This is a genomic window from Streptomyces sp. NPDC033180, assembly GCF_055577645.1.
In genome coordinates, this window is sequence record NZ_JBVIPU010000006.1 from 332,652 (window position 1) to 354,817 (window position 22,166).

General features: G+C 70.2%; 19 protein-coding genes and 1 pseudogene. 5 read left to right on the forward strand and 15 right to left on the reverse strand.

Going from position 1 to position 22,166, the window contains the following annotated elements; all coding sequences use genetic code 11:
* Nucleotides 1-147 precede the first annotated feature (147 nt).
* Nucleotides 148-636 (forward strand): annotated as a pseudogene (locus ACZ5WE_RS20085) (alpha/beta hydrolase fold domain-containing protein); the annotation flags it as partial.
* 74 nt (nucleotides 637-710) lie between these two features.
* Complete coding sequence (locus tag ACZ5WE_RS20090) at nucleotides 711-1,505, forward strand: NAD(P)-binding domain-containing protein (protein ID WP_467693714.1); 795 nt, start codon at nucleotides 711-713, stop codon at nucleotides 1,503-1,505.
* Between the two features lie 79 nt (nucleotides 1,506-1,584).
* On the opposite strand, the gene ACZ5WE_RS20095 is transcribed toward ACZ5WE_RS20090, so the two are convergent.
* The 5 genes from ACZ5WE_RS20095 to ACZ5WE_RS20115 form a co-directional block, all read right to left on the reverse strand.
* The gene (locus ACZ5WE_RS20095) at nucleotides 1,585-1,986 is read right to left on the reverse strand and encodes a nitroreductase family deazaflavin-dependent oxidoreductase (protein WP_467693713.1); all 402 of its coding nucleotides are present in this window, start codon (nucleotides 1,984-1,986) and stop codon (nucleotides 1,585-1,587) included.
* A gap of 619 nt (nucleotides 1,987-2,605) precedes the next feature.
* Complete coding sequence (locus ACZ5WE_RS20100; protein WP_467693711.1) at nucleotides 2,606-3,544, reverse strand: sigma-70 family RNA polymerase sigma factor; 939 nt, start codon at nucleotides 3,542-3,544, stop codon at nucleotides 2,606-2,608.
* A gap of 10 nt (nucleotides 3,545-3,554) precedes the next feature.
* A complete protein-coding gene (locus tag ACZ5WE_RS20105; protein WP_467693710.1) occupies nucleotides 3,555-4,784 on the reverse strand; it encodes an NAD(P)/FAD-dependent oxidoreductase in 1,230 nt (409 codons plus the stop codon).
* An 80-nt stretch (nucleotides 4,785-4,864) separates the two neighbouring features.
* Nucleotides 4,865-6,205 carry an AMP-binding protein gene (locus ACZ5WE_RS20110; protein ID WP_467693708.1) on the reverse strand — a complete coding sequence of 447 codons (1,341 nt, stop codon included), beginning with the start codon at nucleotides 6,203-6,205 and terminating at the stop codon, nucleotides 4,865-4,867.
* 103 nt (nucleotides 6,206-6,308) lie between these two features.
* Nucleotides 6,309-6,695 carry a MerR family transcriptional regulator gene (locus tag ACZ5WE_RS20115; protein WP_467693707.1) on the reverse strand — a complete coding sequence of 129 codons (387 nt, stop codon included), beginning with the start codon at nucleotides 6,693-6,695 and terminating at the stop codon, nucleotides 6,309-6,311.
* Between ACZ5WE_RS20115 and ACZ5WE_RS20120 the strand changes: the two genes are divergently transcribed.
* Nucleotides 6,630-7,304, forward strand: a complete 675-nt coding sequence (locus tag ACZ5WE_RS20120; RefSeq protein WP_467693705.1) for an NAD(P)-dependent oxidoreductase — start codon at nucleotides 6,630-6,632, stop codon at nucleotides 7,302-7,304. The two genes, ACZ5WE_RS20115 and ACZ5WE_RS20120, sit on opposite strands and share 66 nt — an antisense overlap.
* Nucleotides 7,305-7,329: 25 nt before the next feature.
* Here ACZ5WE_RS20120 and ACZ5WE_RS20125 read toward each other — a convergent pair whose 3' ends face one another.
* The 10 genes from ACZ5WE_RS20125 to ACZ5WE_RS20170 all read right to left on the reverse strand — a co-directional run bounded on the left by ACZ5WE_RS20125 (nucleotide 7,330) and on the right by ACZ5WE_RS20170 (nucleotide 20,162).
* Nucleotides 7,330-8,226 carry an ANTAR domain-containing protein gene (locus ACZ5WE_RS20125; protein WP_467693704.1) on the reverse strand — a complete coding sequence of 299 codons (897 nt, stop codon included), beginning with the start codon at nucleotides 8,224-8,226 and terminating at the stop codon, nucleotides 7,330-7,332.
* 128 nt (nucleotides 8,227-8,354) lie between these two features.
* The gene (locus ACZ5WE_RS20130) at nucleotides 8,355-10,313 is read right to left on the reverse strand and encodes a TOMM precursor leader peptide-binding protein (protein WP_467693702.1); all 1,959 of its coding nucleotides are present in this window, start codon (nucleotides 10,311-10,313) and stop codon (nucleotides 8,355-8,357) included.
* Complete coding sequence (locus ACZ5WE_RS20135) at nucleotides 10,306-12,183, reverse strand: hypothetical protein (RefSeq protein ID WP_467693701.1); 1,878 nt, start codon at nucleotides 12,181-12,183, stop codon at nucleotides 10,306-10,308. The genes ACZ5WE_RS20130 and ACZ5WE_RS20135 overlap by 8 nt, the downstream gene beginning before the upstream one ends.
* The gene (locus ACZ5WE_RS20140; RefSeq protein WP_467693699.1) at nucleotides 12,180-13,562 is read right to left on the reverse strand and encodes a SagB/ThcOx family dehydrogenase; all 1,383 of its coding nucleotides are present in this window, start codon (nucleotides 13,560-13,562) and stop codon (nucleotides 12,180-12,182) included. Before ACZ5WE_RS20140 ends, ACZ5WE_RS20135 begins: the two co-directional genes overlap by 4 nt.
* On the reverse strand, nucleotides 13,559-14,674 hold the full coding sequence (locus ACZ5WE_RS20145; RefSeq protein ID WP_467693697.1) for a thiopeptide maturation pyridine synthase: 1,116 nt from the start codon (nucleotides 14,672-14,674) through the stop codon (nucleotides 13,559-13,561). The genes ACZ5WE_RS20140 and ACZ5WE_RS20145 overlap by 4 nt, the downstream gene beginning before the upstream one ends.
* Nucleotides 14,671-15,576 (reverse strand): thiopeptide-type bacteriocin biosynthesis protein, encoded by a 906-nt coding sequence (locus tag ACZ5WE_RS20150; RefSeq protein ID WP_467693695.1) that lies wholly within the window; start codon nucleotides 15,574-15,576, stop codon nucleotides 14,671-14,673. Before ACZ5WE_RS20150 ends, ACZ5WE_RS20145 begins: the two co-directional genes overlap by 4 nt.
* Nucleotides 15,573-18,194 (reverse strand): lantibiotic dehydratase, encoded by a 2,622-nt coding sequence (locus ACZ5WE_RS20155; protein ID WP_467693693.1) that lies wholly within the window; start codon nucleotides 18,192-18,194, stop codon nucleotides 15,573-15,575. Before ACZ5WE_RS20155 ends, ACZ5WE_RS20150 begins: the two co-directional genes overlap by 4 nt.
* 93 nt (nucleotides 18,195-18,287) lie before the next feature.
* Nucleotides 18,288-18,455 carry a thiomuracin/GE37468 family thiazolyl RiPP peptide gene (locus tag ACZ5WE_RS20160; protein ID WP_467693691.1) on the reverse strand — a complete coding sequence of 56 codons (168 nt, stop codon included), beginning with the start codon at nucleotides 18,453-18,455 and terminating at the stop codon, nucleotides 18,288-18,290.
* Between the two features lie 604 nt (nucleotides 18,456-19,059).
* Nucleotides 19,060-19,578 carry a hypothetical protein gene (locus ACZ5WE_RS20165; protein WP_467693689.1) on the reverse strand — a complete coding sequence of 173 codons (519 nt, stop codon included), beginning with the start codon at nucleotides 19,576-19,578 and terminating at the stop codon, nucleotides 19,060-19,062.
* A complete protein-coding gene (locus tag ACZ5WE_RS20170; RefSeq protein ID WP_467693688.1) occupies nucleotides 19,575-20,162 on the reverse strand; it encodes a TetR/AcrR family transcriptional regulator in 588 nt (195 codons plus the stop codon). Before ACZ5WE_RS20170 ends, ACZ5WE_RS20165 begins: the two co-directional genes overlap by 4 nt.
* Nucleotides 20,163-20,298: 136 nt before the next feature.
* Here ACZ5WE_RS20170 and ACZ5WE_RS20175 point away from each other — a divergent pair, with 136 nt between their 5' ends.
* Both ACZ5WE_RS20175 and ACZ5WE_RS20180 read left to right on the forward strand, forming a co-directional pair.
* A complete protein-coding gene (locus ACZ5WE_RS20175; protein ID WP_467693686.1) occupies nucleotides 20,299-21,759 on the forward strand; it encodes an amidase in 1,461 nt (486 codons plus the stop codon).
* 65 nt (nucleotides 21,760-21,824) lie between these two features.
* Nucleotides 21,825-22,145, forward strand: coding sequence for a DUF3291 domain-containing protein (locus tag ACZ5WE_RS20180; RefSeq protein WP_467693684.1), 321 nt, complete (start codon nucleotides 21,825-21,827; stop codon nucleotides 22,143-22,145).
* The last annotated feature ends 21 nt before the right edge of the window (nucleotides 22,146-22,166 follow it).

Below are 22,166 nucleotides of genomic sequence, written 5' to 3' on the forward strand. Positions count from 1 at the left end.
CGCTGCTCGAAGGAACACCCCGGGCGGAATCGCTGCCGCGCTGGGGTGGGCAGACCGCCGGATCAGAGGGCATGTCTGCGCGGGCCCCGCCTGGAGTGCTCCCTCCTCGAGAGGCGAGGCCCGCTCCTCGGCCAAGTGCCCAGGAGCCGAGAACCGGTCTTCGGCGAGAGCTGCGGCGCCTTGATCAGTGCACTGGCGGCGATCCGGGCCAGGGAGGCCGGCCTGTCGCTCAAGGCGCAGGTGCTGGTCAACCCCGCAGTCGACGTGTCCGAGACGATGTTCGACTACGCCTCGATCGCCGAGTACGGCCACAGCCCGACCCGCGCCGAGCCGCAACTGCGCTTCTTCCAGCAGCTCGCCGTTCCGCCGGGAACCGACGTTCGTGCGCTCTCGCCGTTGTACGCCGACAACCTGAGCGGCCTCGCCCCGGCGCTCGTAGTGGTGCCGACCCAGGACGCGGTGGCCGATCACGGCCGCAACTACGCCGAACGACTGCAGGCAGCCGGGACATCGGCACGGCTCACCGAATACCCCGGATCGCGGCACGCGTTCCTCACCCTGCCAGGCGTGGACCCACAGGCCGTGGCCGCGCGGACGGAGATCCTCGCATTCCTCCGGACCGCCCTCGCGACCTGACCCGGAAGGAAATTCACGGAGTCGGCCAACTCCCCGGCCCACACCACGATGATGGGCCACGACCGCCAAGGATCATGGAGGAAGACAGAGTGAAGCGCATCGGCAGCAAGCGCATCGGCATCATCGGAGTGGGCGAGATCGGCCGGGCCGTCGTGATGGGCCTGTGCGACGGGGCCGACGAGTCGCCGGAAGTGTTCCTCTCCCCGCGGGGAGCCGGCACGGCAGCGGAGCTGTCCGCGCGCTACGAGGGCGTAGAGGTGTGCGCCGACAACCAGGAGGTGGTGGACCGCGCCGAGGTGGTGATCATCGCCGTACGCGCGAAGGACCGGCACGCAGCACTGGCCGGCCTGAGGGTGGACGACGGCAAGACGGTGATCAACGTCATGTCCGGTGTCGCCAACGATGACCTGCGCCAGGTACTCGCGACCGAGGCCGCGTTGGTGCGGGCCATCCCCCTGCCCGCCGTACGCGAACGCCGCTCCGTGACGGTGACGTTCCCGTCCCACCCGGTGGCGGACGAGCTCTTCGAACGGCTGGGCGGGGCGCAGCCGGTCGCGGACGAGGATGCCTTCAACGTCTTCTCCGCGCTGACGGGGACGCTGACCACCCACTACTCGTACCTGGCCACGCTCACGTCGTGGGCCGTCGGCCATGGCATCGCCTCCGACGACGCCGACCGCTACGTCCGCGGACTCTTTCAGGCCGTCGGCCGGGCCCTGAGCGACGAGACCCGCTCCCTGCACCAACTCGCAGCCGACCACGAAACCCCGAACGGTAACAACGAACGAATCCGCACGACGTGGTTCGGCCCGGACAACTCCCAGGCCCTCAACAAGGCCTTGGACGGCCTCCTCACCGATCTGAGGTAGCCCGGCCCCGGGGGCGGACGCGTACGCAACTGCTCGACCCACGCAACTTGCGTACGTATCCGCTCCGATGGCTTGTGCGTCAGACGCGTTCCAGGACGACTACCGGGATTTCCCGGTCGGTCTTGCGCTGGTAGTCGTCATAGGCAGGCCAGGTGGCGGCCATGGTCCGCCACATGTCCGGCTTCTCGTCCGGTCCGGCCGTACGCGCGCGGGCTGTGTAACGGTCGCCCTTCACCTGCACCTGGACCTCGTCGTTCGCTTCGATGTTGCGATACCACAGGGGAGGCTGGTCCGCTCCGCCGTTGGAGGCCACCACGAGCACATCGTCACCGTACGGCTGGTAGATCAGCGGAGTGCTGCGCTGCTCGCCACTCTTGCGGCCGACGGTGGTGAGGATCAGCACCGTAGTGTTCTGCCAGTCGTGACCTTCCGCGCCGTCAGTCGCCACATAACGCTCGACGTGCTCTTTACCGAACAGCATCTGCTGTCTCCTTCGTGTACGCGTGGGATTGTGCGGGTCCTGCCTTCGCTGACCAACTCTTCATGGTCACCCTGCGGTTTCCCAGCCGAACACGCGTCAATAGTCCCCGAACGACCCTGGGGTGTGACGGGGCCTGCCCGGTTCCGTACGTCCTCCAGCGCATCGACCTCCACCAGACGGCATGGACATCCGCGGCCTGGAGGTCATCGGGCACCTCTTCAACCCGTTCGCGGGCCACGAGGAGCCCAGTGAGAAATCGCCCCTTCTACCCGCTCTTTGCCGACTGAAGACACCGCAGAGGGAACTTCAGGCATATGGACGGCGTGCGGGGGTGGTGCGGCTGCCGCCCCCAAACCCCCGACCGTCAGGCCTCGTTGAGCGGAACATGGACGATGACGACATGAGGGATCTGCTTGCGGCTCCGGGCCAGGGACAACTGCTCACCGGTGCCTACTGGTTGGACTCTCCCGTACATGTGGGCGACGAATGCACGTGGTGCACGCAGTTGACGCAGGAAGGTGCCGCACACGTCCAACGGGCGCGCATGCAGGTCGAATGACGTATGTCCGCCCGTCCCGGTGACCCGGCACCGACGTTGTGGGGTGGTCCGGCCCGAGAGCTACCACTGGGCGATGACCGGTGCGTCGGGTTCGTGCTGATGCCACATCGCGGTGAGGCGGGCGAGTCGTTCCGCGGCGGCGAAGCCGTGCAGTGCTGCGACCCTGCCGTCGTCGATCTCGAACGCCACCGCGCCCACGACCCGGTCATCGAGCACGGCGAGCACCGCGGGCCAACCGTTGACCTGCCCGATGTGGATCGTGGGTGAACCGCCGGCCAGGCGCCGCTTCGCGGGGGTGGGTTTGAAGGCGTTGCGCATCATGCCGGCGATGCGCGCCGGGGTCTCGTAGCGCCACAGCGTCCGGGTGAGTCCCGCGCCGTCGGAGACCGCGGTCGCGTCGTCGGTGAGCAGCGCCACCAGGCGTTCGGTACGACCCGATGACGCGGCGGCGAGGAACTCCTCGAGGACCTTGCGCGCCGATGCCGGGTCGACCTCACCGCCGCCGCGGCGCGCGGCTGCGACCCGGCGCCGGGAGCGGTGGACGTGCTGCTGGCTCGCGGACTCCGAGATGTCCAGGATCCCGGCGATCTCGGAGTGCGGGTAGGAGAACACCTCGTGCAGGACGTAAGCGGCCCGTTCCACCGGTGAGAGCCGCTCCATCAGGGTCAGGAGCGCGAGCGACACCGATTCGCGCTGCTCGAAGGTGTCGGCCGGGCCGAGCATCGGGTCGCCGTCGAGAAGCGGCTCGGGCATCCAGGCTCCGGCCGCGCGCTCGCGGCGCACCGGTGCCGAACGGAGCCGGTCCAGGCACAGGTTGGTGACGACCTTGGCCAGCCACGCCTCCGGTACCGCGATCCGCTCCCGCTCCGCGGCGTGCCAGCGCAGGTACGCGTCCTGCACGACGTCCTCGGCGTCGGCCGCCGAGCCGAGCAGACGGTACGCGAGTGAGGCCAGCCTGGCCCGGCCGGCCTCGAAACGGTCAGCGACAGCGCTCTCCACGCGGACGACCCTATGCCGCGACGTTCTCGGGTGCGGCGCCAACTGCCCTGTCACCCAGGGCCGTTGCGTCGACAGCCGCTGTGTTCGCGGTCAGGCGGCGCTTGCGCTTCGGCATGCCGAAGGTCGGGTGCGAGACGGCCCACAAGCTGCCCCTGAGGATGCCCGCCTTGAGCCGCGCGGCCTTCCGGCCGCCCACGAACCAGGACTTCGCCCGTACGTCGCCATCGACCATCTGGAAGATCGCGTCGTGCCGCCCGAGGCTGATGTGGTTGCCGACGTAGGTCTTCTTGACGCTCGGAACCCGGCGTCCGGTCAGTCGTGCCGCGATCGCGTCCGTCGCCTGCATGTTGGTATGCCCCGCCGAGGCGCACGACATCGGCAGCGGCCGGCCGTTCGCGCCGATCGCGTACGCGCTGTCGCCCGCGGCGTAGACATCCGGGTGCGAGACCGAGCGCATGGTGTCGTCGACGACGATCCGGCCCTCCTCGGTGACCTCGAGACCGGCGGCTGCCGCGAGGGAGTCGACGGCGAACCCGGCCGTCCACACGACCGCGTCCGCCGGGTAGGAGGTGCCGTCCGCGCCGACCGCGCACGTCTCCCCGACGGACGCGATGCCGGTGTGCTCGTGGACGGTGATGGCAAGGCGGTCGAAGGCCTCGCGCAGATGGAGCCGGGCCGCCGGAGAGAGCCAGGCTCCCAGCTCACCGCGTGCGGCGAGCGCCACGGAGAGACCAGGATGCGACTCGGCGATCTCGGTGGCGGTCTCCATGCCGGTCAGGCCCTCGCCGACGACCAGTACGGTGCCGACTCCGCCCAGAGCGTCCAGGCGTGCGCGCAGCCGCAGCGCGGAGGGCCGGCCCGCGACGTCGAAGGCGTGCTCGGTCACGCCGGGGACGCCGTGGTCGGCCACCCGGCTGCCGAGTGTGTACAGCAGCGTGTCGTACCCGAGTTCGTCGTCGCCGTCCTCTCCGGTCACGGCGACGGTCCTGCGCTCCGGGTCGACCGAGGTGACCCGCGCCACGCGCAGCCGTACCCCTGTGCCCGCGAACACGTCGGCGAGCTGCTGGGTCGCGATGTGCCGACCAGCCGCGAACTGGTGCAGGCGCATCCGCTCGACGAAGACCGGCTCGCCGTTGACGACGGTGATGTCGGTGTCGGCGGGCGAGAGGCGGCGGGCCAGACTCCCGGCGGCGAAGGCCCCGGCGTATCCGGCGCCGAGGACGAGGATGCGGTGCTTCATGGTGTGGCTCCTGTCTGAATCGCTTGCCCCTTGAGCGGGACAGCGCGGCGATTCCTGACAGGAGTCGGGTGTGAGGTGGGTCACTGGACCCGATGGGTGCGCCCTTCGATGACGAGGTTGCCGCCCTCGGTGAGGTGGGCGTCGGCGCCGGTCTTGTGGAAACCGTCGGGGGCGAAGGCGCGGGTGTTCCGGTCGGGGGATTTGTAGTAGCCGCGCAGCGTGCAGGGGCCGCGCGTCCAGAGCTGCCCGGGGGTTCCCGTCGGGACGTCGTCGCCGTTCGGGTCGGTGATGCGGATCTCGTCCCCGGGAGAGAGCGGGCGGCCTTGCGTGTGCTGGATGACGTCGTCGGTGTCGGTGAGGCGGGTGAGGGAGAGCAGTCCCTCCGCCATGCCGAAGACCTGCTGGAGGCGGCAGTCGAGGGCCGCGGGGACGCGGGCCGCGAGATCGGGGTGGAGAGGTGCGCCGCCGATCTGGACGAGCCTCAGGCTGGAGAGGTCGTACCGGCTCGCGGGGAGGGCGTTCAGCCACAGGTGCGCGTCAGCGGGGCCGAGGGAGGTGATGGTGACCTTCTCGGTCTCGATCACGGGGAAGGCGCCGGCGGGGCCGGGGTCGTCGATCAGCACGACGGTGCCGCCGGAAGCGAGGGTGCCGACGATGCCGGGACAGCCGAAGGCGAAGTTGGACGCGGCCGGGAGGGCCGCGAGGTAGACGTCCTCGGGGCCGAGGCCGATGAGTTCGCCGGCGGCTCGGGTCTGATACGCGTAGTCGTTGTGGGTGCGAGGGATCAGATCGGGCCCGGGCGAGGTGCCGTCCGCCGGCAAGAGGAACGCGACGTCGTTGGGGTCGTACGTGCGGTCCGGGTCGCGCGGAGCGTCCAGGGAGCCGAGGGGGAAGAACAGGCATCCGCTGGGGGCTGTGGCGAAGCCTCCGTGCGTGCCATCGGGGCCGTCGAGGGTGAAGGCGCGGCGCAGACGAGGACGGTCGTCGCTGACCTCGGAGGCCATCTTGGCGTGGTCGTAGCCCTGGTGGACGGTGGGGCCCACGTAGGCGGCGGCCTCGGTGACATGGGCGAGTTGCCCGATATCTGCGGCGCGGTGCGAGGCGGGTGTCAGTACCGGGAGGGCACCGGCGCGCATGAGGGCGTAGACGGCGATGACGAACTCGGGCACGTTCGGAAGCTGGACGATGACCCGGTCACCCGCGCGGACGCCCCGGAGCGTGAGCCCGGCAGCCATGCGGTCGACGCGGCGGTTCAGTTCGCGGTAGGTGAGACGGCGTTCGCCGTGGACGAGGGCGGTGCGGGTGGCGTGCGTGCGGGCGTGCTCGGCGAGGAGTTGGGGCAGGGCGGCGCCCTGGTAGTAACCGCGGTCGTAATAGCGGCCTATGGTCTCGGGCAGGTGCGGGGTGCAGCCGTTCAGCATGGTCCAGACTCCTTCCGGGTGACGTGTGGAGATGTCGATCACGGCGGCTCAGACTTGCATGCCGGATGCGGAAGCGACAACCAACACTTGTTCCCGGAGTGCTTCAGGCGGGGACGGCCTCCTGGCCGGCTTCGTCGAAAGGGGGATAGCTCCCGCTGCGCGTCCGCTCGGCCGCGTCGATGTAGACGGCAAGAGCGTCGCGGGATTGAGCGAGCCTCTCCATCTGGTCGTCCAGCCGCTGCAGCCGTGACCGCATCGCTGCCAACAGCTCGGAACACCCGGGCAGCTCCGGGGCTTCTCCGACGGCGCAGGGCAGGACGTATGCGATGTCCTCGGAGGACAACCCGGCGCCGAACAGGTGCCTGATCTGCTTCACGCGCAGCACGGCGTTCTCGTCGTAGTCGCGGTAGCCGTTCGCCCTGCGGTGCGCCTCCGCGGACTCGGACTGATGGGTCAGGCTCTCGCCGGCGCGTTCCAGAAAGCCGGGCATCCCACAACCGTTTGGAACCGCACAGCCTCCAAGGCCGAGCAACTGGTGGACCAGGGCGCGCACTTGGCTCCAACGATCGGCGACGCGCTGAAGTCAGGGTCCTTGACGGTCATCTGCCTCACCGACTACGAGGCCGTGCACGCGTTGCTCGGCGCGAGCGATATCGCCCTGGGCGGCACGATGTTGGTCAATCTGACCTCGGGCGACTCGGCTCAGGCCCGCGAAGCCGCCCGTTGGGCGGAGCAGCGCGGTGCCCGTTACCTGGACGGCGCCATCATGGCCGTCCCGGCGGGGATCGGGACCGCCGATGCGGTGATCCTGCAGAGCGGGGCGGAGTCGGACTTCGAGACGCACAAGCCGATACTCGACGCGCTCGGTACCGTCACCAACCTCGGAGCGGATCACGGGCTGGCGTCCCTGTACGACGTGGCCGGCCTTGCCATGATGTGGAGCGTCCTGAACGCCTGGCTCCAGGGCACTGCCATGCTCAGGACGGCCGGTGTCGGCGCCGCGACGTACGCGCCGTTCGCGCAGCAGATCGCCGCCGGACATGGTGGGGAGCGATATCCCGTACTGATCGAGGAGTTCGGCAAACCCCGAACCGACTGACCGAGCCCGACACCGGGCATCGCTGCTACTGGTCGGAGGCGCGGGCCAGTTGGTGGAGGTCTTCCAGTGCGTCGACCAGGACGGTGTGCTGGTGCCACCTGATCCAGGTGCCGAGGGCGCGGCTGGTGGCGTCCAGGGCCTGGAGCTGCGTCTGGGTGAAGCCGATCAGGGGGCGGGCGTGGTGGGAGGAGATGACGCCGTGAACAGTGTCCTGTTCGTCGACGAGCGGGACACTGTGGCAGGCGCGGCTGCCGGCCATGAGGATCACTTTGCGCGTCTCGTCGTCGAAACCGGCCGATGACGCCACGTCCTTGACGGTGACCTGGTGGCTGGCGGCGGCGGCTCGTGAGCAGGCGGTGTTCCCGTCGACGAAGGCGAAGTAGTCGGTGAACTGCCGGGGCAGGCCCGCGTGCTTCGCCATCCGCAGAACTCCGTCCTCGACCAGCTGCACGTTCCCCATGTCCGTGCCCGTGACGGCCAGGACGCGATGCAGGGCGGCGCCGAGGACCTCGCCCTGGTTGGCTGCGTTGAGCGTGCCCGCCTCGAGCGCGGTCAGGTCGGGTATCGGATGCTGAGCCCGTCCGCCGAACCACCTCCTGGCCCCCGGCGCCGGTCCCGGTGTCCGGGCCACCGCGGCGGCCAGCTGGTGCAGCTTGATGTTGGCCCGCTGGGACGCCTGGCGCAGCAGCGTGAACGCCGCCTCCGCGTTCGCCAGGCGATAGCGCTCGACCAGGACACCCTCGGCCATGGCGATCCTGGGGCGCGCACGCGCCTGGACCTCCAGCTCGGACACCTGCTCGCGCAGCTGCTCGGCGGTGGCTCTCAGCTCTTCCGTCTCGCCCCTCGGGGAGGGCAGGTCCTGAGACGAGGGCTGGTCCTCGGGCGAAGGCGCAGCCGGAATGTTCGTCACGTCGTCTCCCATGGCGGCACCCTGCTCCGTCGTCCTCGTCGATCCTCACAACACCAGGGTGACCTTAACCCGGCGTGTGCGCGGTGTGACGACCCCCCTGAAACTCAGGGGTACGGAGAGGCCCCACCGGACTTCCCGGCTCAGGGAAAGGGATGGGGAAACGGGTTGAGTTCGGCCACGGTCGAGGGAGGAGCCGGGTCGCCGAGGAGACGTGGCACGTCGAGCAGCCGGGGCAGGCCGTCCACTCTGCGCATGTTGTGCCCGAACGTCATCGGCGCGGCACCGGGAACCACGACCTTGGCGCAGGCCAGCCCGCCGGCCCGCTGCTCCGAGGTGGTCTGGTCGACGACCAGCACGTCCAGGCCCGTCCGCAGGTACCGGTCGATGGCGTGCTCGACGTCCCGGGTGAGGTCGTCGCCGCTGATGGGGATGCTCCTGGCCGTCATCTCCTCCAGTGACCGTCGCTCGGGCGAGGAGAACAGGAACTCAAGCCGGGAGAAGACCGAGGGGTCGGCGTACAGCAACGAGTGGTCGCTCATGCTCTGCACGAGCGAGGAGTCCGCCGCCATCGCCTCCACCCGCTCGCGATGCTCGCCGTACGAGCGGTCCACGCTGGACAGGATCGGGCCCAGCTCGCACAGCGCGTTGAGCACGGCACGCTCGGGGACGAGATGGGAGCCGCCCGCGCACACGGCCCTGGCCCGGCCGGTGTTGTCCGTGCGGTCGACGGCGATGGCCCACACGCAGGGCAGCCCCTGCTCGACGGTGGTGTCAAGCACCGTTACGGTTCTCGACGTCTCTTCCTCGAGATGCGCGGCGAGCAGGCGGACCCGCGGATCACGGACCGAAGCCAGATCGATCCTGGGCAGTTGACGGCGCGCGTACCAGGCGGTCAGGAAGGCGTCGCGCTCCGCGACTTCGAGGAGACCGTAGAGGATGGCCTCTTCCAGACAGCCGCCCAGGGCGCAGCCGTTGGAGATCTCGTAGGCCAGTCGAGGTTCGTCCGGCCGCAGCAGATGGGCGCCGTAGTAGGCGTACGCCTCGGGCAGCAGCACGGGCCGGCGCCGGGCGAACGAATAGACCCAGACCCAGTGCATCGGCAGATCTTCGTGGAAGGGAGTGAAGGGGAAGCCGGGTGCCCCGTAACGCTCCGGCGTGTAGAGCCCGAGCGTGCGCGGGTCGACAGCGGTCTCCCGGATGTCGCGGTACGGGGCGTGGACGGTCGTCCGTTTGCCGCCCGCCTGCAGTCCACCCCACCGCTCCACAGCCTCCAGCACGGCGGTCGCCTCACTGGCGCGATAGCTGTCGCTGCGGCCCCACCCGGATTCCTCCGCCGTGTGTCCACGCATCGGCAACGGCGCCCTGGCGACGGGAAGCCCGCCTTCGTCCGCTGTGCCGACCTCTCTGATCAGGCCCGTCTCACTGTCGACGAAGGTGCTTACCAGCGTCCGGCGTTCGGCGGTCGCGTTGCGGATCCGGAAGGCTCCGGGCCGGGGCTTGGGCCTGGGACGCAGAGTGAGCAGGGCGCGCTCGGCAGTGTCCTGGGGGAGCTCTCCGCAGACCGGGCAGAGCGGTTCGGGCAACACCCGGTGGGTGCGCACGGTCAGGTCCGCCAAGGAGACGCGCAGCAGGGCCGACGCGGACCGGGGTGTGGTGCCGTCGACCAGTGCCGTGATCTCGTCGGCGACCAGCGCCGCGATGGCGTCGGCGGAGAAGGTGGTCAGCCACGGCGCCGGGCTGCGGGCCAGGGTGTCACGGTTGCGGTCCAGCACGGCGTAGCGGCCGGGGCGGTTGCGGCGCCGCCGCAGGTCGGCACAGGTCCAGCAGCCGGATGTGCCGGGGGCCGTCAGTGGTCCCACGACGACGTGGCCCAGTTCGGCGGTCACGGGAAGGGCGGGTACCGGGATGGCGGGCACCGCGCCGAGGGGCGTGTCCGTCCAACTGTCCGAGACAGGCACGAGCGCCACGAGGTCGTCGTACGCGTCCGGCCGCAGCTCCGCCGGATCGCGCAGCCGGACCTTCTTGTCCAGGGAGGCCGTCATGGCCTCCCGCAGGATGCCGTTCCCCAGCAGGCTCACGACCGGTGTCATCTCATGCATCGAGCAGCACCACCCTTCCGGCGCAGGGCAGGACCCGGGCCATCGCCGGGTCGTCGTCGAGGAGTTGGAGGATTGGCTCCCTGCCGGTGCGCCGCAGCGCGTCGATCACTGCGGCCGTGGTGACGTCCGCGGGCGGCGTCCACCCGCGGGCGCGGGCGGCCGGCTCCTCCAGGACCGCTCCGGGGAGCGTCCTCGACTGCGCTGCCGCCAGCAGGTGTTCGAGACCGTGGGACGCCGCCGCGGTCCAGCTCAGCGCGGTCTCCACATGGCGGATGGCCCCCTCCACCGCGCACCCCACGGTCGGCACCCCGGCGACACCCGTCAGGTCGTACAGACGGACGTCATGGCCGAGTGCGCCGAGCAGCCGGTGATACCTCCGGAGGGTGGGGTCCGAGGCGAGCGCCTTCTCGTCGATCGGCGTACAGGGCCGGTCGATCAGGTCAGACCGGCCGTCGGAGCCGGTGAACAGCTCGGCTCGGTGACGGGAAAGGACAGCGGCGGTCACCATCTGCGCCCAGTCGAGACCGGCCCCGACACCGGCTCCGAGGTCCCGCGCGTACGGGTGCGTGGCGCCGTGAGCGGCATCGTCGTCGACCAGCCGCGGTGCGTCGTCGCCCAGGCGCAGCCCCCAGCGCGGGCGGCGCCCAGCGGAATGCGGCGCGTGCGGTCCGGAGGCGAGCACCCCGTACCTGCCGATGGCCTTCAGGGCGGCCCGGTGCCTGGCCGAGGCGAAGTCCGGTCCGATTGCCGTCACCTCCACACGGTCGGCGGAGAACGGGTCCGCGACGACGGCACACATCTGCCGCAGCGGCACCTGGGGCAGGTCGGCCTCGCCCAGGTCTCTGATCGGCCCGAACCGCTCGTCGACGGCGGCCATCACACGGGTCGAGAACTCCTCCTCGGTCAACCTCCTTTCGGCGCGCAGTCGTCGTACGGACGCCCAGAACCGTTCACGCGATCGCTGCACCGGCCCCGCAGGCGGAGGGAGGGGCAGCACTCGGTGCGAGGACTGCTCCAGCGTGCCGGTGTCGAACACCTGGAGACGGGAGTCGCCGGACGCTGATGCCCCGGTGACGTCGCGATAGAGCCGGAACGCGAGGTGGTTGGCCAGTACGGGTGGACACGCACCCGATGTCGGAGGCGTACGGGCGGTCCGGAAGACCTGCCTGTCTCCGGGGGAGAACCGCCGCCACACCGTCTCCCAGTCCAGCGCGGGGCTCGGTCCGATGACGACCTCGGTCGCCGACAGGAGCGCCTGCACCAGGGGAACCCCTCGCCGCGCGCAGTGTGCGGCGAGCCGACGGGCCGGAGCGATGCCCTGACAGTCGAACAGGTGGAGCGCGAAGTCGATGCCTTCCAGGGCGTCGTCGTCCGGAGCGGCGCCCTGTGTGCCGCCGTCGCTCAGGTCATCGGCGACCTGGACGGGGCTGTCGATCAGTGCCGTCACTTTGCGTACCCCGCCGCGGGACAGCGCCCGTACGCATGCGGCGACCATGGGTCCCGGGCCGGCGACCAGCGCCCTGCCCCGCACGAAGCGCTCGTGGGAAGCGCCCCCGTCCCCGGTGAAGTACGTGGCGAACCCCCGCTCGGCTTCGCCCTCCATCGGCGCGGCCCGCTCCTCGGAGGCGTCCCGAATCAGATCCTTCGCAAGCAGTACGTCGATCAGCTCGACGACCAGGGCCCGGTGCCCGTGCGACAGGGTCGCGGTGAGCTCGTCCACGGTCCTGCGGCCGTCCAGGTGCGGGGCCAGCCGCTGTGTGACGGCCGCGATCGACGTCCCGTTGAGGGTGATCTCACCGGCGCTGCTCAGCCAGACCACACCGTGTGCCACCGGTGCGAAGTAGGCGTCCTCACGGAGTCGGGGCCTCACACTCCGCCTCCGTCTTCCCCGTCCTTCGACGAGGCAGGCCGTCCGAGCGCGAACTCCCCGACCCCGGTCTCCTCCAGGGCGCCGAGCCCGGTGGCGGCAGCGAAGGCGTCCGCGTCACCGACGCCCAGGGCGCACGGCGCAAGGCCCATCGCCGTCGCGGCCAGATACATGGTCTGCTGGAGCACACCCACGTGCTTGAGGGTCAGCGCGTAGGCCATCGCCCGGTACTTCCAGGACAGCCGGCCGTACCTGGTCGCGATCACGAAAAGCACCTGGGGCGTGGCACCCCCGTTCATGCCGGCCGCCGACGACATCATCAGCCAGCGCAGGGCGGTCGCGTTGGCCGGGATCTGGCTCAGACCGTGCTCGTGCGGGTCGTAGTGGTACAGGCCGGGGGGCAGACCGCGCACCGTGTGCACCAAGGGATACACCTCCAGTTCGTGGGCGGCGCCGCCCGCGGGCCACGGCCGGTCCGACACGTCCAGGCCGGTGTCCTGACCGGTCGCGCGCACCCGTGCGGTCCGGAACAGGAATTCGCCCAGCTCCTCGACGGTCAGCGGATCGTCCTCGTCGTACGAGCGGATCGACCGGCGCCCCTCCATCACCGCCGACAAGGGCGGATCCTGGGCGTGCAGCCGTTCGAGGTCGGGGCGCGGGAGCGCGACGTCCGCGGTCCCCCAGGTGGGGTGCCGGGCGGGCGGCGGATCGAAGCGGCCCTTCGCCCAGTAACTGCCGCCGAAATCCTCGCCGATCCGGTGATCGCGACGCAGCCTGCTGTCGTGGTGGAAGGCGAGCTCGTGCGGACTCCACTGGGCTCCCCGCAGCTCGTCGGTCTCCTCGGCGGTGGCCAGGAGCCCCGCGTCCGCCAGGTCGGACAGGATCCACCGTGCCGCCTCGTCCGGAAGGCCGCTCGGACCCTCGCCCGAACCAGCCGTCATGACGGTTCCCAGGAGCCGGGTGTCGGTGATCCGCACACTCCGTGCGGCGGTCGGCGACGCCACGAGCGCCGTGTCCCCGTCCCGCCTGACCGAAGCGAATCGGGAGAGCCGGCGCGGGCGGTCCGGCACGGGAGGACGGCGTGGCGGCCACCGGGTATGCGTGCTGTAGAGCGTCCGCTCGCCGCAGACGACGCTGGTCACCGCCCAACCGCCCCGGGTCAGTGCCGCCACCAGGGCCGCGGTGCTCTCGGCCGGGCAGAGCTCGGCGAGTTCCTCGATCGACCGGTCGTCGACGAGCTCGCGCAGCACGGCGCGCTCCGGACCGGTCAGCCTGCCGAACTCCTCGGCGTGGGGCCAGCGGAGGAGGGCGGTGGCTCCCGAGCCTGAGGTGAGGCACCGCACGCCGTCCGTGAGCCGGTACAGCCTGCGCAGCGCGGTCACGACGGCTCCCGGACCCGCGCGGAATCGGCCCTGGGCGACTGGCCGGGGGCGGGCAGCAGTACGTCGGTGGCGGACACCTGGAACAGATCCTCGGCGGCGTTCGCCGCCAGATGGCACAGCAGGAACCGCTCGACGGGAGCCAGTCCGAGCCGGGTGAGGTGCAGATAGGTGTAGTTGAGGGTGAGCCGGTACCCCTCGAACCAGACCTTGTCGACTTCGACTCCGGGCGGGCGCGGACGGTTGTGGAACGGGCTCTTCTGCAGCATGGACCGGGCCACTTCGTCGTTCTCGGCCGATCGATGCGCCCACGGCGGATCCATGCTCATGTCGCCGGCGGCGATCAGTTTCGCGCCGCGCCGCACCGGGTCGCCCGCGGCGTCCAGCCAGCCGCGTACGAGGGGTTCCGCCGCTTCCGCGTCGATGGCGGCCAGAAGCACTTCGAGCCGCCGCACGAGCTGGTCGCGGTGGGCGGCGTAGTGCCGATCCCATGCCTCGCGCAGCCCCTCGGCCTCCGGCCACCAGGACAGGAACGCCTCGGCATGGGAACGGAACGAGACGAACCCCTGTCGAAGGCCGGTGCCGGACAGGCCGTGGGCCGAGGCGATCATGGTGTCGAAGGCGAGCCCGGTGAGCCGGCCGCCGGTGCGCAGATGAGAGACCGTGTCGAAGGCGAGCGGTGTCGTCGCCGCGTAGAAGTCGGCGAGCAGCTCGGCGGCCCGGTGGCTGCCGAGGACATGCAGCCGCTGGTCGTACGGGATCTCCCGCACGGAGTTGTCGGGCAGCAGCGGAGTCAGCGGTCCGGGCTCGTGTTCGAGTTCGGCTAGCCGCTCATGCCGACGAGCCGTCTCCGCGGCGTCGACCGCCGCTGTGGACGGGTGCGCGGCCAGGTAGGCCTTGACCAACTCGTCGACCGTGGGACGGACGACGTCTTCGAACACCTCGGGCGCGGCGTCGACGTTGATGCGCACATGCGGGCCGCGGAGCCAGTGCAGCAGGTAGTGGACCGAGGACACGTGCGGCGCGATCCTCTCCACAAGGGGCTTCACAGCCTCCAGCAGCAGTCCACCGCGGTCCTCGTCGTAATAGGTGACACGGAACGTCCGCCACATCATTCCCCCTGGGATCCGTCCGGGTCGGTGACCGCACGTGCGGCCAGATAGCGCAGCACTCCCTCGGCGTCGACGCGTACGCCGACCCGGTTGGCGAAGAGGTGCGCGCACAGGTCTGCCGCGGACTCGGCGGACGGAGCGGTGGCATCCGCATTCAGCGCGTCCACTACCTGCGTCAGCGACGCCGTCCACCGCCGCAGGGTGCCGCCGTCGCCGGACATCCGACGCCATTGCCGTGCGGAGGCGCGCATGTCGGCCGCCAGGGCGAGCATCCGGTCCCGCTGTCGCTCGTACAGGGCCTCTTGTCCACCGCCCCGTGCGCCTGCCTTCGCGAGTTGGCGCCGGGCGAGGTCCGCTACGTCCTGGCTGCCGAGTGTCCAGGCGAGGAGGAGGCAGCAGAGTACGGCTGTCTCACGTCGCTGACGTCCGGCTCCGGAACGCAGCTGGGCGAGCGCCAGCATGCTGGACTCGGCGAAGTGCTCTTCCACGGTCTCGATCGTGGAGCCGCTGCCGTAACGGTGGTGTTCGCGGTGATACGGCAGGAAACACACCGAGTTGTTGGCGTACATGTGCTCGATGGGGGCGACGCCTTCCCATGCTCCGATCTCCCGGGCGGAGGCGAGATACTCCTCCTGGGTGAGTACATCGGGAGCCTGGAAGCGCTCGAAGTGCGCTGCGGCCCGGTGTTCGATCAGCTCGCGCACGTCGTCTCGCACCGCGTCGTCGCCGGGCAGGACGCGGAGCCTGATGTGCGGGCCGCCGTCCCAGTACCGCAGGAAGAAGCACCGGTCCGCCCAGGCACGCTCGCGCAGTTCACCGGCCAGCGGGTCCACGAGTCCGGTCAGCAACTGGTCCTGGTCTCCGTGGTGGAACAGATGCGCGCTGATCCACCTGCCATCGCTCATGGTGCGCCGTCCGCGGTGAGTTCGAAGACGATTTCGGCGACCCGGGGCTCCGAGCCTGCTACCGGGCGGGCGTGGGCGGGGTCCGGCAGCGCTTCCTCGAAGGCGACATGTCCGGTGAACGACTTGGTCATGTGCCGGAAGACGGCGAGCATGGAACTGCTGGACAGGTCCAGGAACATGGGCTTGCGGGACTTGGCGAACACGTTGTTCACCCAGTCCCCACCGGCCGTGTGCAGCCGGACGAAGGACCGCCGCGGGATGCCGTGGGCGCGCAGCCAGCCCGCAAGACGCAGGAGGTGTTCCGCGTCCGTCTCCCCGGCACGCTGCACCGGAACGTGGTCGATCGGGGCCCGCCACTCCGCCCGTTGCACGACGAGCCGCCCCACTTCCACCCGCGGCAGGAACTCCACGTCCTGGCTGCGGTCCGCGGGTGCGGGCTTGAGCAGGGACAGGCTCGGGTGCAGGAGATACGACTGTCCGAAGGCGGCGAGCAGCAGCCGTGCGGCGGGAGGCAGCAGCGGATCGGCCATCATGCCCAGATGGGCGGGCTGAATGCGGCGGCCCGTCGGCCCGGCCACCAACTCGAGTGTGCCGCAGCCGGGGTCGTGCCGGACGACGAGATCGCGCAGCGGGATGCGCTCGGCCGCGGGCCGGGCGGTCGTGGTGTAGGGATAGTCGATCTCGTACGGGGCCATGGGGGCACGCAGATTCACGGACACCCCGAAGGTCCCGGACAGTTCGGCGAGTACCGGTAGGTGTTCCGCGTCCGATGCGGGCCTGCCGGCGGGGAGTTGCCGTCCGCCTGCTCGGCGCAGCAGCCGGGACCAGCGGCCGGCGCCCTTGCCGTATCCGCCGCTGATGGTGTTGACCACGGCCGTCAGTCGACCGCCGCCGAGCTCCGGCTGTACGTAGCAGGCGACCGAGCCGGGAGCGCGGACCCAGTCCGGCCAGCCCGCGGCCAGGTCGGCGAGCACGGCAGGGTCGGTTCTGAGCACGGTGCCGTCACGCATGCCGGACAGTACGGTCTCCAGCGACTTCTGGCGCAGCCGGTGCAGCAGCGCGAGGTCGGGCACCGGGCTGTGCTCCAGCACCCTGGCCGGGACGGGGTTGCTGAGTTGCAGGAAGGGACGCAGCGCTCGCAGCCAGTCGGGGCAGTCGGCGTCCTCGCGGGCGAGGTCGAACTGGACCGAGGTGTGCAGGTCCAGGAACGCCGGCGCGGCTCCCGCACCGAAGCGGTGCCTGACGTACTCGCCGAGCGCCATCCGGACGGGCAGCATGCGGTCGTGCAGGGAGAGCCAGCGGCGCAGTACGTCCAGGTCGTCGAGGACCGGGCGCCACTCGGTCGTCGAGGCGGTGAGTGAACCGTGCGGCAGAACCGCGTTCTCGTGAAAGGCGACCTTGCCGAGCACGTCCGGCGGCGGCCAGTTCAGCTCCAGCCGTCTGCCGATCGCGGTGAGCAGTCGCGCGATGGCGGCCTGCCGCGTGCGGTAGCCGTCGACCTGCGTCGGGCGCAGTTCCCCGGTGAGTTCGTCGCGCAGGGCGGTGAGATCGGCCGTCAGGTCGCTGAGGCCGGGGGCCGTGGTGACGAGGTGCCCGATCAGGTCGTCCAGCGGGTTCTCGGACTGGTCGCGGACGGGACCGACGTACTCCAGCGCGCCGAGGGTCACCAGACGTGCGCAGAACCGTGCCACCGCGTCCATGCGCTCGGGCGCCTCGGAGGCGAGTGTGAGGCGCAGGTGGGTCAGCGAGCACTGCTCTCCCACGATGCGCAGGCATGCGGCGATCTGGGGAGTCGCCGGCACGGACATGAGCGGCTCGGCCGGACGACGGCCGAGGAAGGTGTAACGGCCGTCCACCTCTCGCAGGCTGGGGTTGGGGCGAACCTGGAGGCCGTGGGCGACCTCATCGTGTGTCAGCAGCGCGCCGACGAGCTGGTCCAGGACCATCCGGTCCAGTTCGAGGACGCAGGCGATGGTGTTGTCACCCGAGGAGGACAGCGCCGGGCCGTCGTCCGACCAGGTGCCCGCTGCCGTCGCCGTGAAGGTGCTGTACGGGCTGGTCTTCGTGGCGGCGCGGGAGAGGAACTTCGTCAGTCCGACGACGGTGCGTGGCTTGAGCCGGGCCTGGCTGCGCACCAGTTCTTCCAGCAGAGGGGGACTGGCCTGGGACAGCGCGTGCCTGAACATCGGATCGGCGGCGCTCTTGAGCAGCTTCACCATCTCGTCCGCGCGGTCCTCATCCACCGCCGCAGCGAGTTCGCGACGGCCTTCGCGCTGGCTCCGCAGGGTCTCCAGCCAGCGCCCGACGCGTTCCGCGGTCTCTGCGGGCAGCGCCCGGGCCAGTTCCTTGTCCCATTCCTTGCGGGCCGGAAGCCGTTTGCCGTGGATGCTGCGGCGTAATGCCACCAGCCTCGGCTTCAAGGAGAGGTCGCCGAGCTCACCGATCGCCGTATAGAGCAGATCGCTCAGCTCTTCCGCATCCTTCGCCAATTCATCGTCGAGCGACAGAATATCCTGGGCCAGTTGCCAGGATCGACCGCCCGCCAATTCATCGGGCAGAGTCGCGGGAAGTCCGCAGAAACGGGCGAAGAAGTGCGTTCCGAAGGAGGAGGAAGTCACATGCAGCCCTTGCCTGGAATTAGTTGGCGGGTGCGCAGGTCGCCTGGCCGCGGCGCCGCGGAGGACTCCCTCCCCGGCGCCGCGGTTTTCTGACTACGGCAGGGAGGAACAAGAGCTACCGCAGCTCGGCCACGAGGCGCCGTTCTCAACGAGGCCGTGGCCCGCCGTCAGAGACTCCACCGTGAGCCCGCTGTCAGCCAGATCGAAGACATCCGCGGGGATGTCATCGAGGTCGAATTCGATTTCCATGCCGTTTTCCACTGCATCTCCTGTGGTTGCGGAAATTGGACTGCTGGCAAATGAATGCCGGCACATTTTCGAGCCTACAGCGACCAGTGGGGCGGCTCCACCGGCACAGTGAGGTTGGCCGATTATGTCGCCGCCATTCACAGGAATTTGTCATTCGGAATTCAAAATTCGGAATCTATCGCTCCATTTGAATTCCCGTCCCGGGCGTTCTCGGGCAGCGTGAAATGCCCTCCGAGCAGTTGGTGCGGCGTTGTGTCGAGCCGGCCCCAGGAGGATCGCCGACATCCGAGCTCCGGCCGGCAGCCGGTGAGGATCGTTCGCGCAAGGGAGCGAACAGGCCGCCTGGCTCGAACAGCCAAGGCCGACTGGAGCCGCATCACCGACAATACGGCCCCAGCCTCCGCCCTCCAGGCGCGGCGGCGAGGCAACTCCCGCAGCCTCGCACCGCCGGGGGCATTTCGCGCGAGAGCCGATCAAGGGGGAGCCTCGGTCCCTCGCGCCCCGGACGCTGCCGCACTCGGGCAGCAGCGCCGGACACTCCCAGCGTCCCACTACGAGCGCGGCCTGTCCCCATGCCTGCGCATTCCCGGGCGGACCGTACCGATGGCCCGTCCGCTCAGTGCCCCTCCGGCAGCCGCTGGACCGCTCTCCAGCGCGGGGCCGTCTCGTCGGGGGTGTCCGGTGAGGCGAAGTGGAACGGCACGCCAAGGTGGTGGGCCAGCGCCCGGCCGGCTTCGGCGGCAGCGTCTGCGGGGGAGCGGTCGGGGCGACGGTGGACGGTCGCCAAGTGGCCTTCCCCGCAGGGGTCGTCCAGGACGGCGACCAGCTCCACGAACCAGTCGTGCACGGTGTCGCCGTCCCAGAGAGCCTCGACCGCGGCCACGCGGCCGGGGAGAGCATCGGCACGGGCTGCGAGGGACGGAGTGTCGAGCGGATCGGGTGGTCTGCTCTGCACTCGGTCGCCGAGAGCCTCGTATCGCGACTGGACCACATGCTCCGCCTCGTGCAGCCCCAACCCCATGGTGCGCAGGGCCTCCCACACGGTCCTGACTGCTGCGATCCGGCGGTCGCGCAGCACGTCCGCATCGACTTCGCTGCGGGCCCGTTCCTCCAAGTGCGCCCACCAGTCGGTCATTTCGCCACGATCCCCTCGACGATTCTCAGCAGTCGGTCCCCCGCCCGATCGACGCTTCCGTTCTGCGTGCTGACCTGCGCGCCTTCGAGTACGAAGGTGATTTCGGCCGCCGTCTGTTCGGGATCGGGCAGCCCGGCCTCGGCGCACATGCCGACCAGTCTGCGGGTCTGGTGTGTCTTGTGCGCCTCGATCACCTGCCGTGCGGGATGGTCGCGGTCGGGCAGCTCGGCGATGGAGTTGATGAACGGGCAGCCCCGGTGCGAGATCGCCGGCAGTCCCTCGGCGATGAAGCGGGCCAGGCCCAGGATCTGCTCCCTGGGGCGGTCGGGGTGCTCGGCCTCGACCCGGTCGAAGGCCGCTTGGTAGTCGGCGGCGACGATCCGCAGCCACTCCACGACCAGCGCGTCCTTGGTCTCGAAGTGCCGGTAGATCGCCATCTTGGTGGTCTCGGCCCTCTCGGCGATCGCCTGGACGCCCACCCGCCGGATCCCCTCGCTCTGGAAGAGCTCCTCTGCCGCGTCGAGGATGCGCTCGCGAGGCGGCAGCTTCGCCACCCTGCTCGGCCTGCTGGCGGTCGATGCCATAACCACTCCGTGACGTCCGGTCAGTTGGGGGTGCTGCGGGGTCCTCGATTCCTGTTACGGTACCAGTCCGTGCCGGACGATACCGCTTGGTATCGTCCGCCACTCGACGGTATCGCTTCTTCCGCTGGGAGTGACAGTGAGAGTTACCGAGTACGTGAACTTCGACGCGGTCGGGCTCGCGCGGCTTGTGGCCACGGGCGAGGTGACCCCCGCCGAACTGGAAGCAGCCGCACGCGAGGCCGCACAGACGGTCGGCCCGCGGATCAACGCCATCGCGGAGACCTGGCCGGCCGATGACGTGCCGAACTCCGGCAGCGCCCCGCTGGCGGGGGTCCCTTTCCTGGTCAAGGACATCGGAGTCGCCATGGCGGGGAGGCGAACGGAACTGGGCAGCCGTCTCGCCGCCGGCAACGTCGCGGGCGCCGACTCCTCCCTGATGCTGCGCTTGCGCCGCGCCGGCCTGGTGACGTTCGGGCGAACCGCGACACCGGAGATGGCCTACAGCATCACCACGGAGCCAGTGCTGTACGGGGCGGTCCGCAACCCGTGGGATCCGGGCCGGAGCGCGGGTGGTTCCAGCGGGGGAGCGGGCGCGGCTGTCGCGGCCGGGGTGGTCCCGATCGCCCACGCCACCGATGCCGCGGGCTCGCTCCGCATACCCGCGTCCTACAACGGCCTCTTCGGGCTGAAGCCCACCCGGGGCCGGGTATCGATGGGCCCCGACGTCGACGAAGTCTTCAACGGCCTCGCCGTGCACGGCAGCGTCAGCCGCACGGTGCGCGACAGCGCCGCACTGCTCGACCAGATACGCGGCCCGGAACCGGGTGACCCCTACTTCGCGACGGAGCCGCACCGCCCATATACGGAGGAAGTCACCCGCCACCCGGGCTCGTTGAGGATCGGTGTCCTCAACCAGGCATGGGGCGGACGCCGTACGACCGCACCAGTGGCCGACGCGCTCACTCGCACCGTGCGTCTGCTCGAATCCCTCGGCCATCGAGTGGAGGAGGTCGAGGTCGACCTCGGGGCCGACTGGGAGGAGTTCGTCCTGGCCAACGCCCGTCTGATGACGGCGAATCTCACGGCTTTGGTCGACGGTCTTGCTGCCGCCTTCGACCGGCCCATCGACACCTCGACCCTTGAGCCGGAGACCCTCGCCGGTTACCACTACGGGCAGCGGGTCAGTGGAAGCCAACTCGTCAGCGCTCTCGGCCACCGGAACCGGGTCGCTCGAAGCCTGGCACGGTACTTCGACGCTCACGACCTTCTGCTCACCCCGACGTTGCCGGAGCTTCCCATGCGGTTGGGGGCCTATGCCGAGGGCGGGGAGGCGCTGGACGGCCTCGGCTGGATCGACCGGCTCAACGACCGCTCGCCCTTCACCACGGCGTTCAACATGGCGGGCACGCCCGCCATGTCCGTACCGGTGACGGCCGACGCCGAGACGGGGCTCCCGATCGGCATGCAGTTCGCCGCCGGCTACGGGCTCGAAGGGCGTCTCTTCCGCCTCGCCGGACAACTCGAACAGGCAAGCCCGTGGGTGGGCCGGACTCCACCGGTGTGGGCCGGGGGGCCGATGGTTGCCCAATCCGCTTGAGTACGGCACAAAAGTCCGCCCCGCCGCCCTGCCCCACTGATGCAACCGACTCATCCGCACCGCGGATGGCACGCGGCACATTGACCCCCGGGGTCTCCCGGTGTCCGCTCTGGTTCGAGCGGCACGTCGAGGCGCACATGGTCCTCTGGTGGGTCCCCGCCGGCCACCTCCCGACGGTCGGCGAGGCCCTGGAGCGGCTGGCGGACCTGCAGGCGCACGGGCCGTCCCCGCGCGCGTTCACCTTCGCCTCCTCCTTCACCGCGGCCGAGGCCGCGCAGCACCTTCAGGCAGGAGAGCGCCTTCGGACCGCCCGACCGATGAGTTCCGCATCGCCGGGTCGTCTGCATGTAGAGGACGTACCTTCCGCCACCGCGGAGGCTCGATGAGGTGACAAGGAGCGTGCACAT

Bases quoted from the DNA above. Each gene is read 5' to 3' on its own strand.
- ACZ5WE_RS20090 (WP_467693714.1), top strand. From the start codon at position 711: ATGGAGGAAGACAGAGTGAAGCGCATCGGCAGCAAGCGCATCGGCATC.
- ACZ5WE_RS20095 (WP_467693713.1), bottom strand. From the start codon at position 1,986: ATGCTGTTCGGTAAAGAGCACGTCGAGCGTTATGTGGCGACTGACGGC.
- ACZ5WE_RS20105 (WP_467693710.1), bottom strand. From the start codon at position 4,784: ATGAAGCACCGCATCCTCGTCCTCGGCGCCGGATACGCCGGGGCCTTC.
- ACZ5WE_RS20110 (WP_467693708.1), bottom strand. From the start codon at position 6,205: ATGCTGAACGGCTGCACCCCGCACCTGCCCGAGACCATAGGCCGCTAT.
- ACZ5WE_RS20115 (WP_467693707.1), bottom strand. From the start codon at position 6,695: ATGCCCGGCTTTCTGGAACGCGCCGGCGAGAGCCTGACCCATCAGTCC.
- ACZ5WE_RS20125 (WP_467693704.1), bottom strand. From the start codon at position 8,226: ATGGGAGACGACGTGACGAACATTCCGGCTGCGCCTTCGCCCGAGGAC.
- ACZ5WE_RS20130 (WP_467693702.1), bottom strand. From the start codon at position 10,313: ATGCATGAGATGACACCGGTCGTGAGCCTGCTGGGGAACGGCATCCTG.
- ACZ5WE_RS20145 (WP_467693697.1), bottom strand. From the start codon at position 14,674: ATGATGTGGCGGACGTTCCGTGTCACCTATTACGACGAGGACCGCGGT.
- ACZ5WE_RS20150 (WP_467693695.1), bottom strand. From the start codon at position 15,576: ATGAGCGATGGCAGGTGGATCAGCGCGCATCTGTTCCACCACGGAGAC.
- ACZ5WE_RS20165 (WP_467693689.1), bottom strand. From the start codon at position 19,578: ATGACCGACTGGTGGGCGCACTTGGAGGAACGGGCCCGCAGCGAAGTC.
- ACZ5WE_RS20170 (WP_467693688.1), bottom strand. From the start codon at position 20,162: ATGGCATCGACCGCCAGCAGGCCGAGCAGGGTGGCGAAGCTGCCGCCT.
- ACZ5WE_RS20180 (WP_467693684.1), top strand. From the start codon at position 21,825: ATGGCACGCGGCACATTGACCCCCGGGGTCTCCCGGTGTCCGCTCTGG.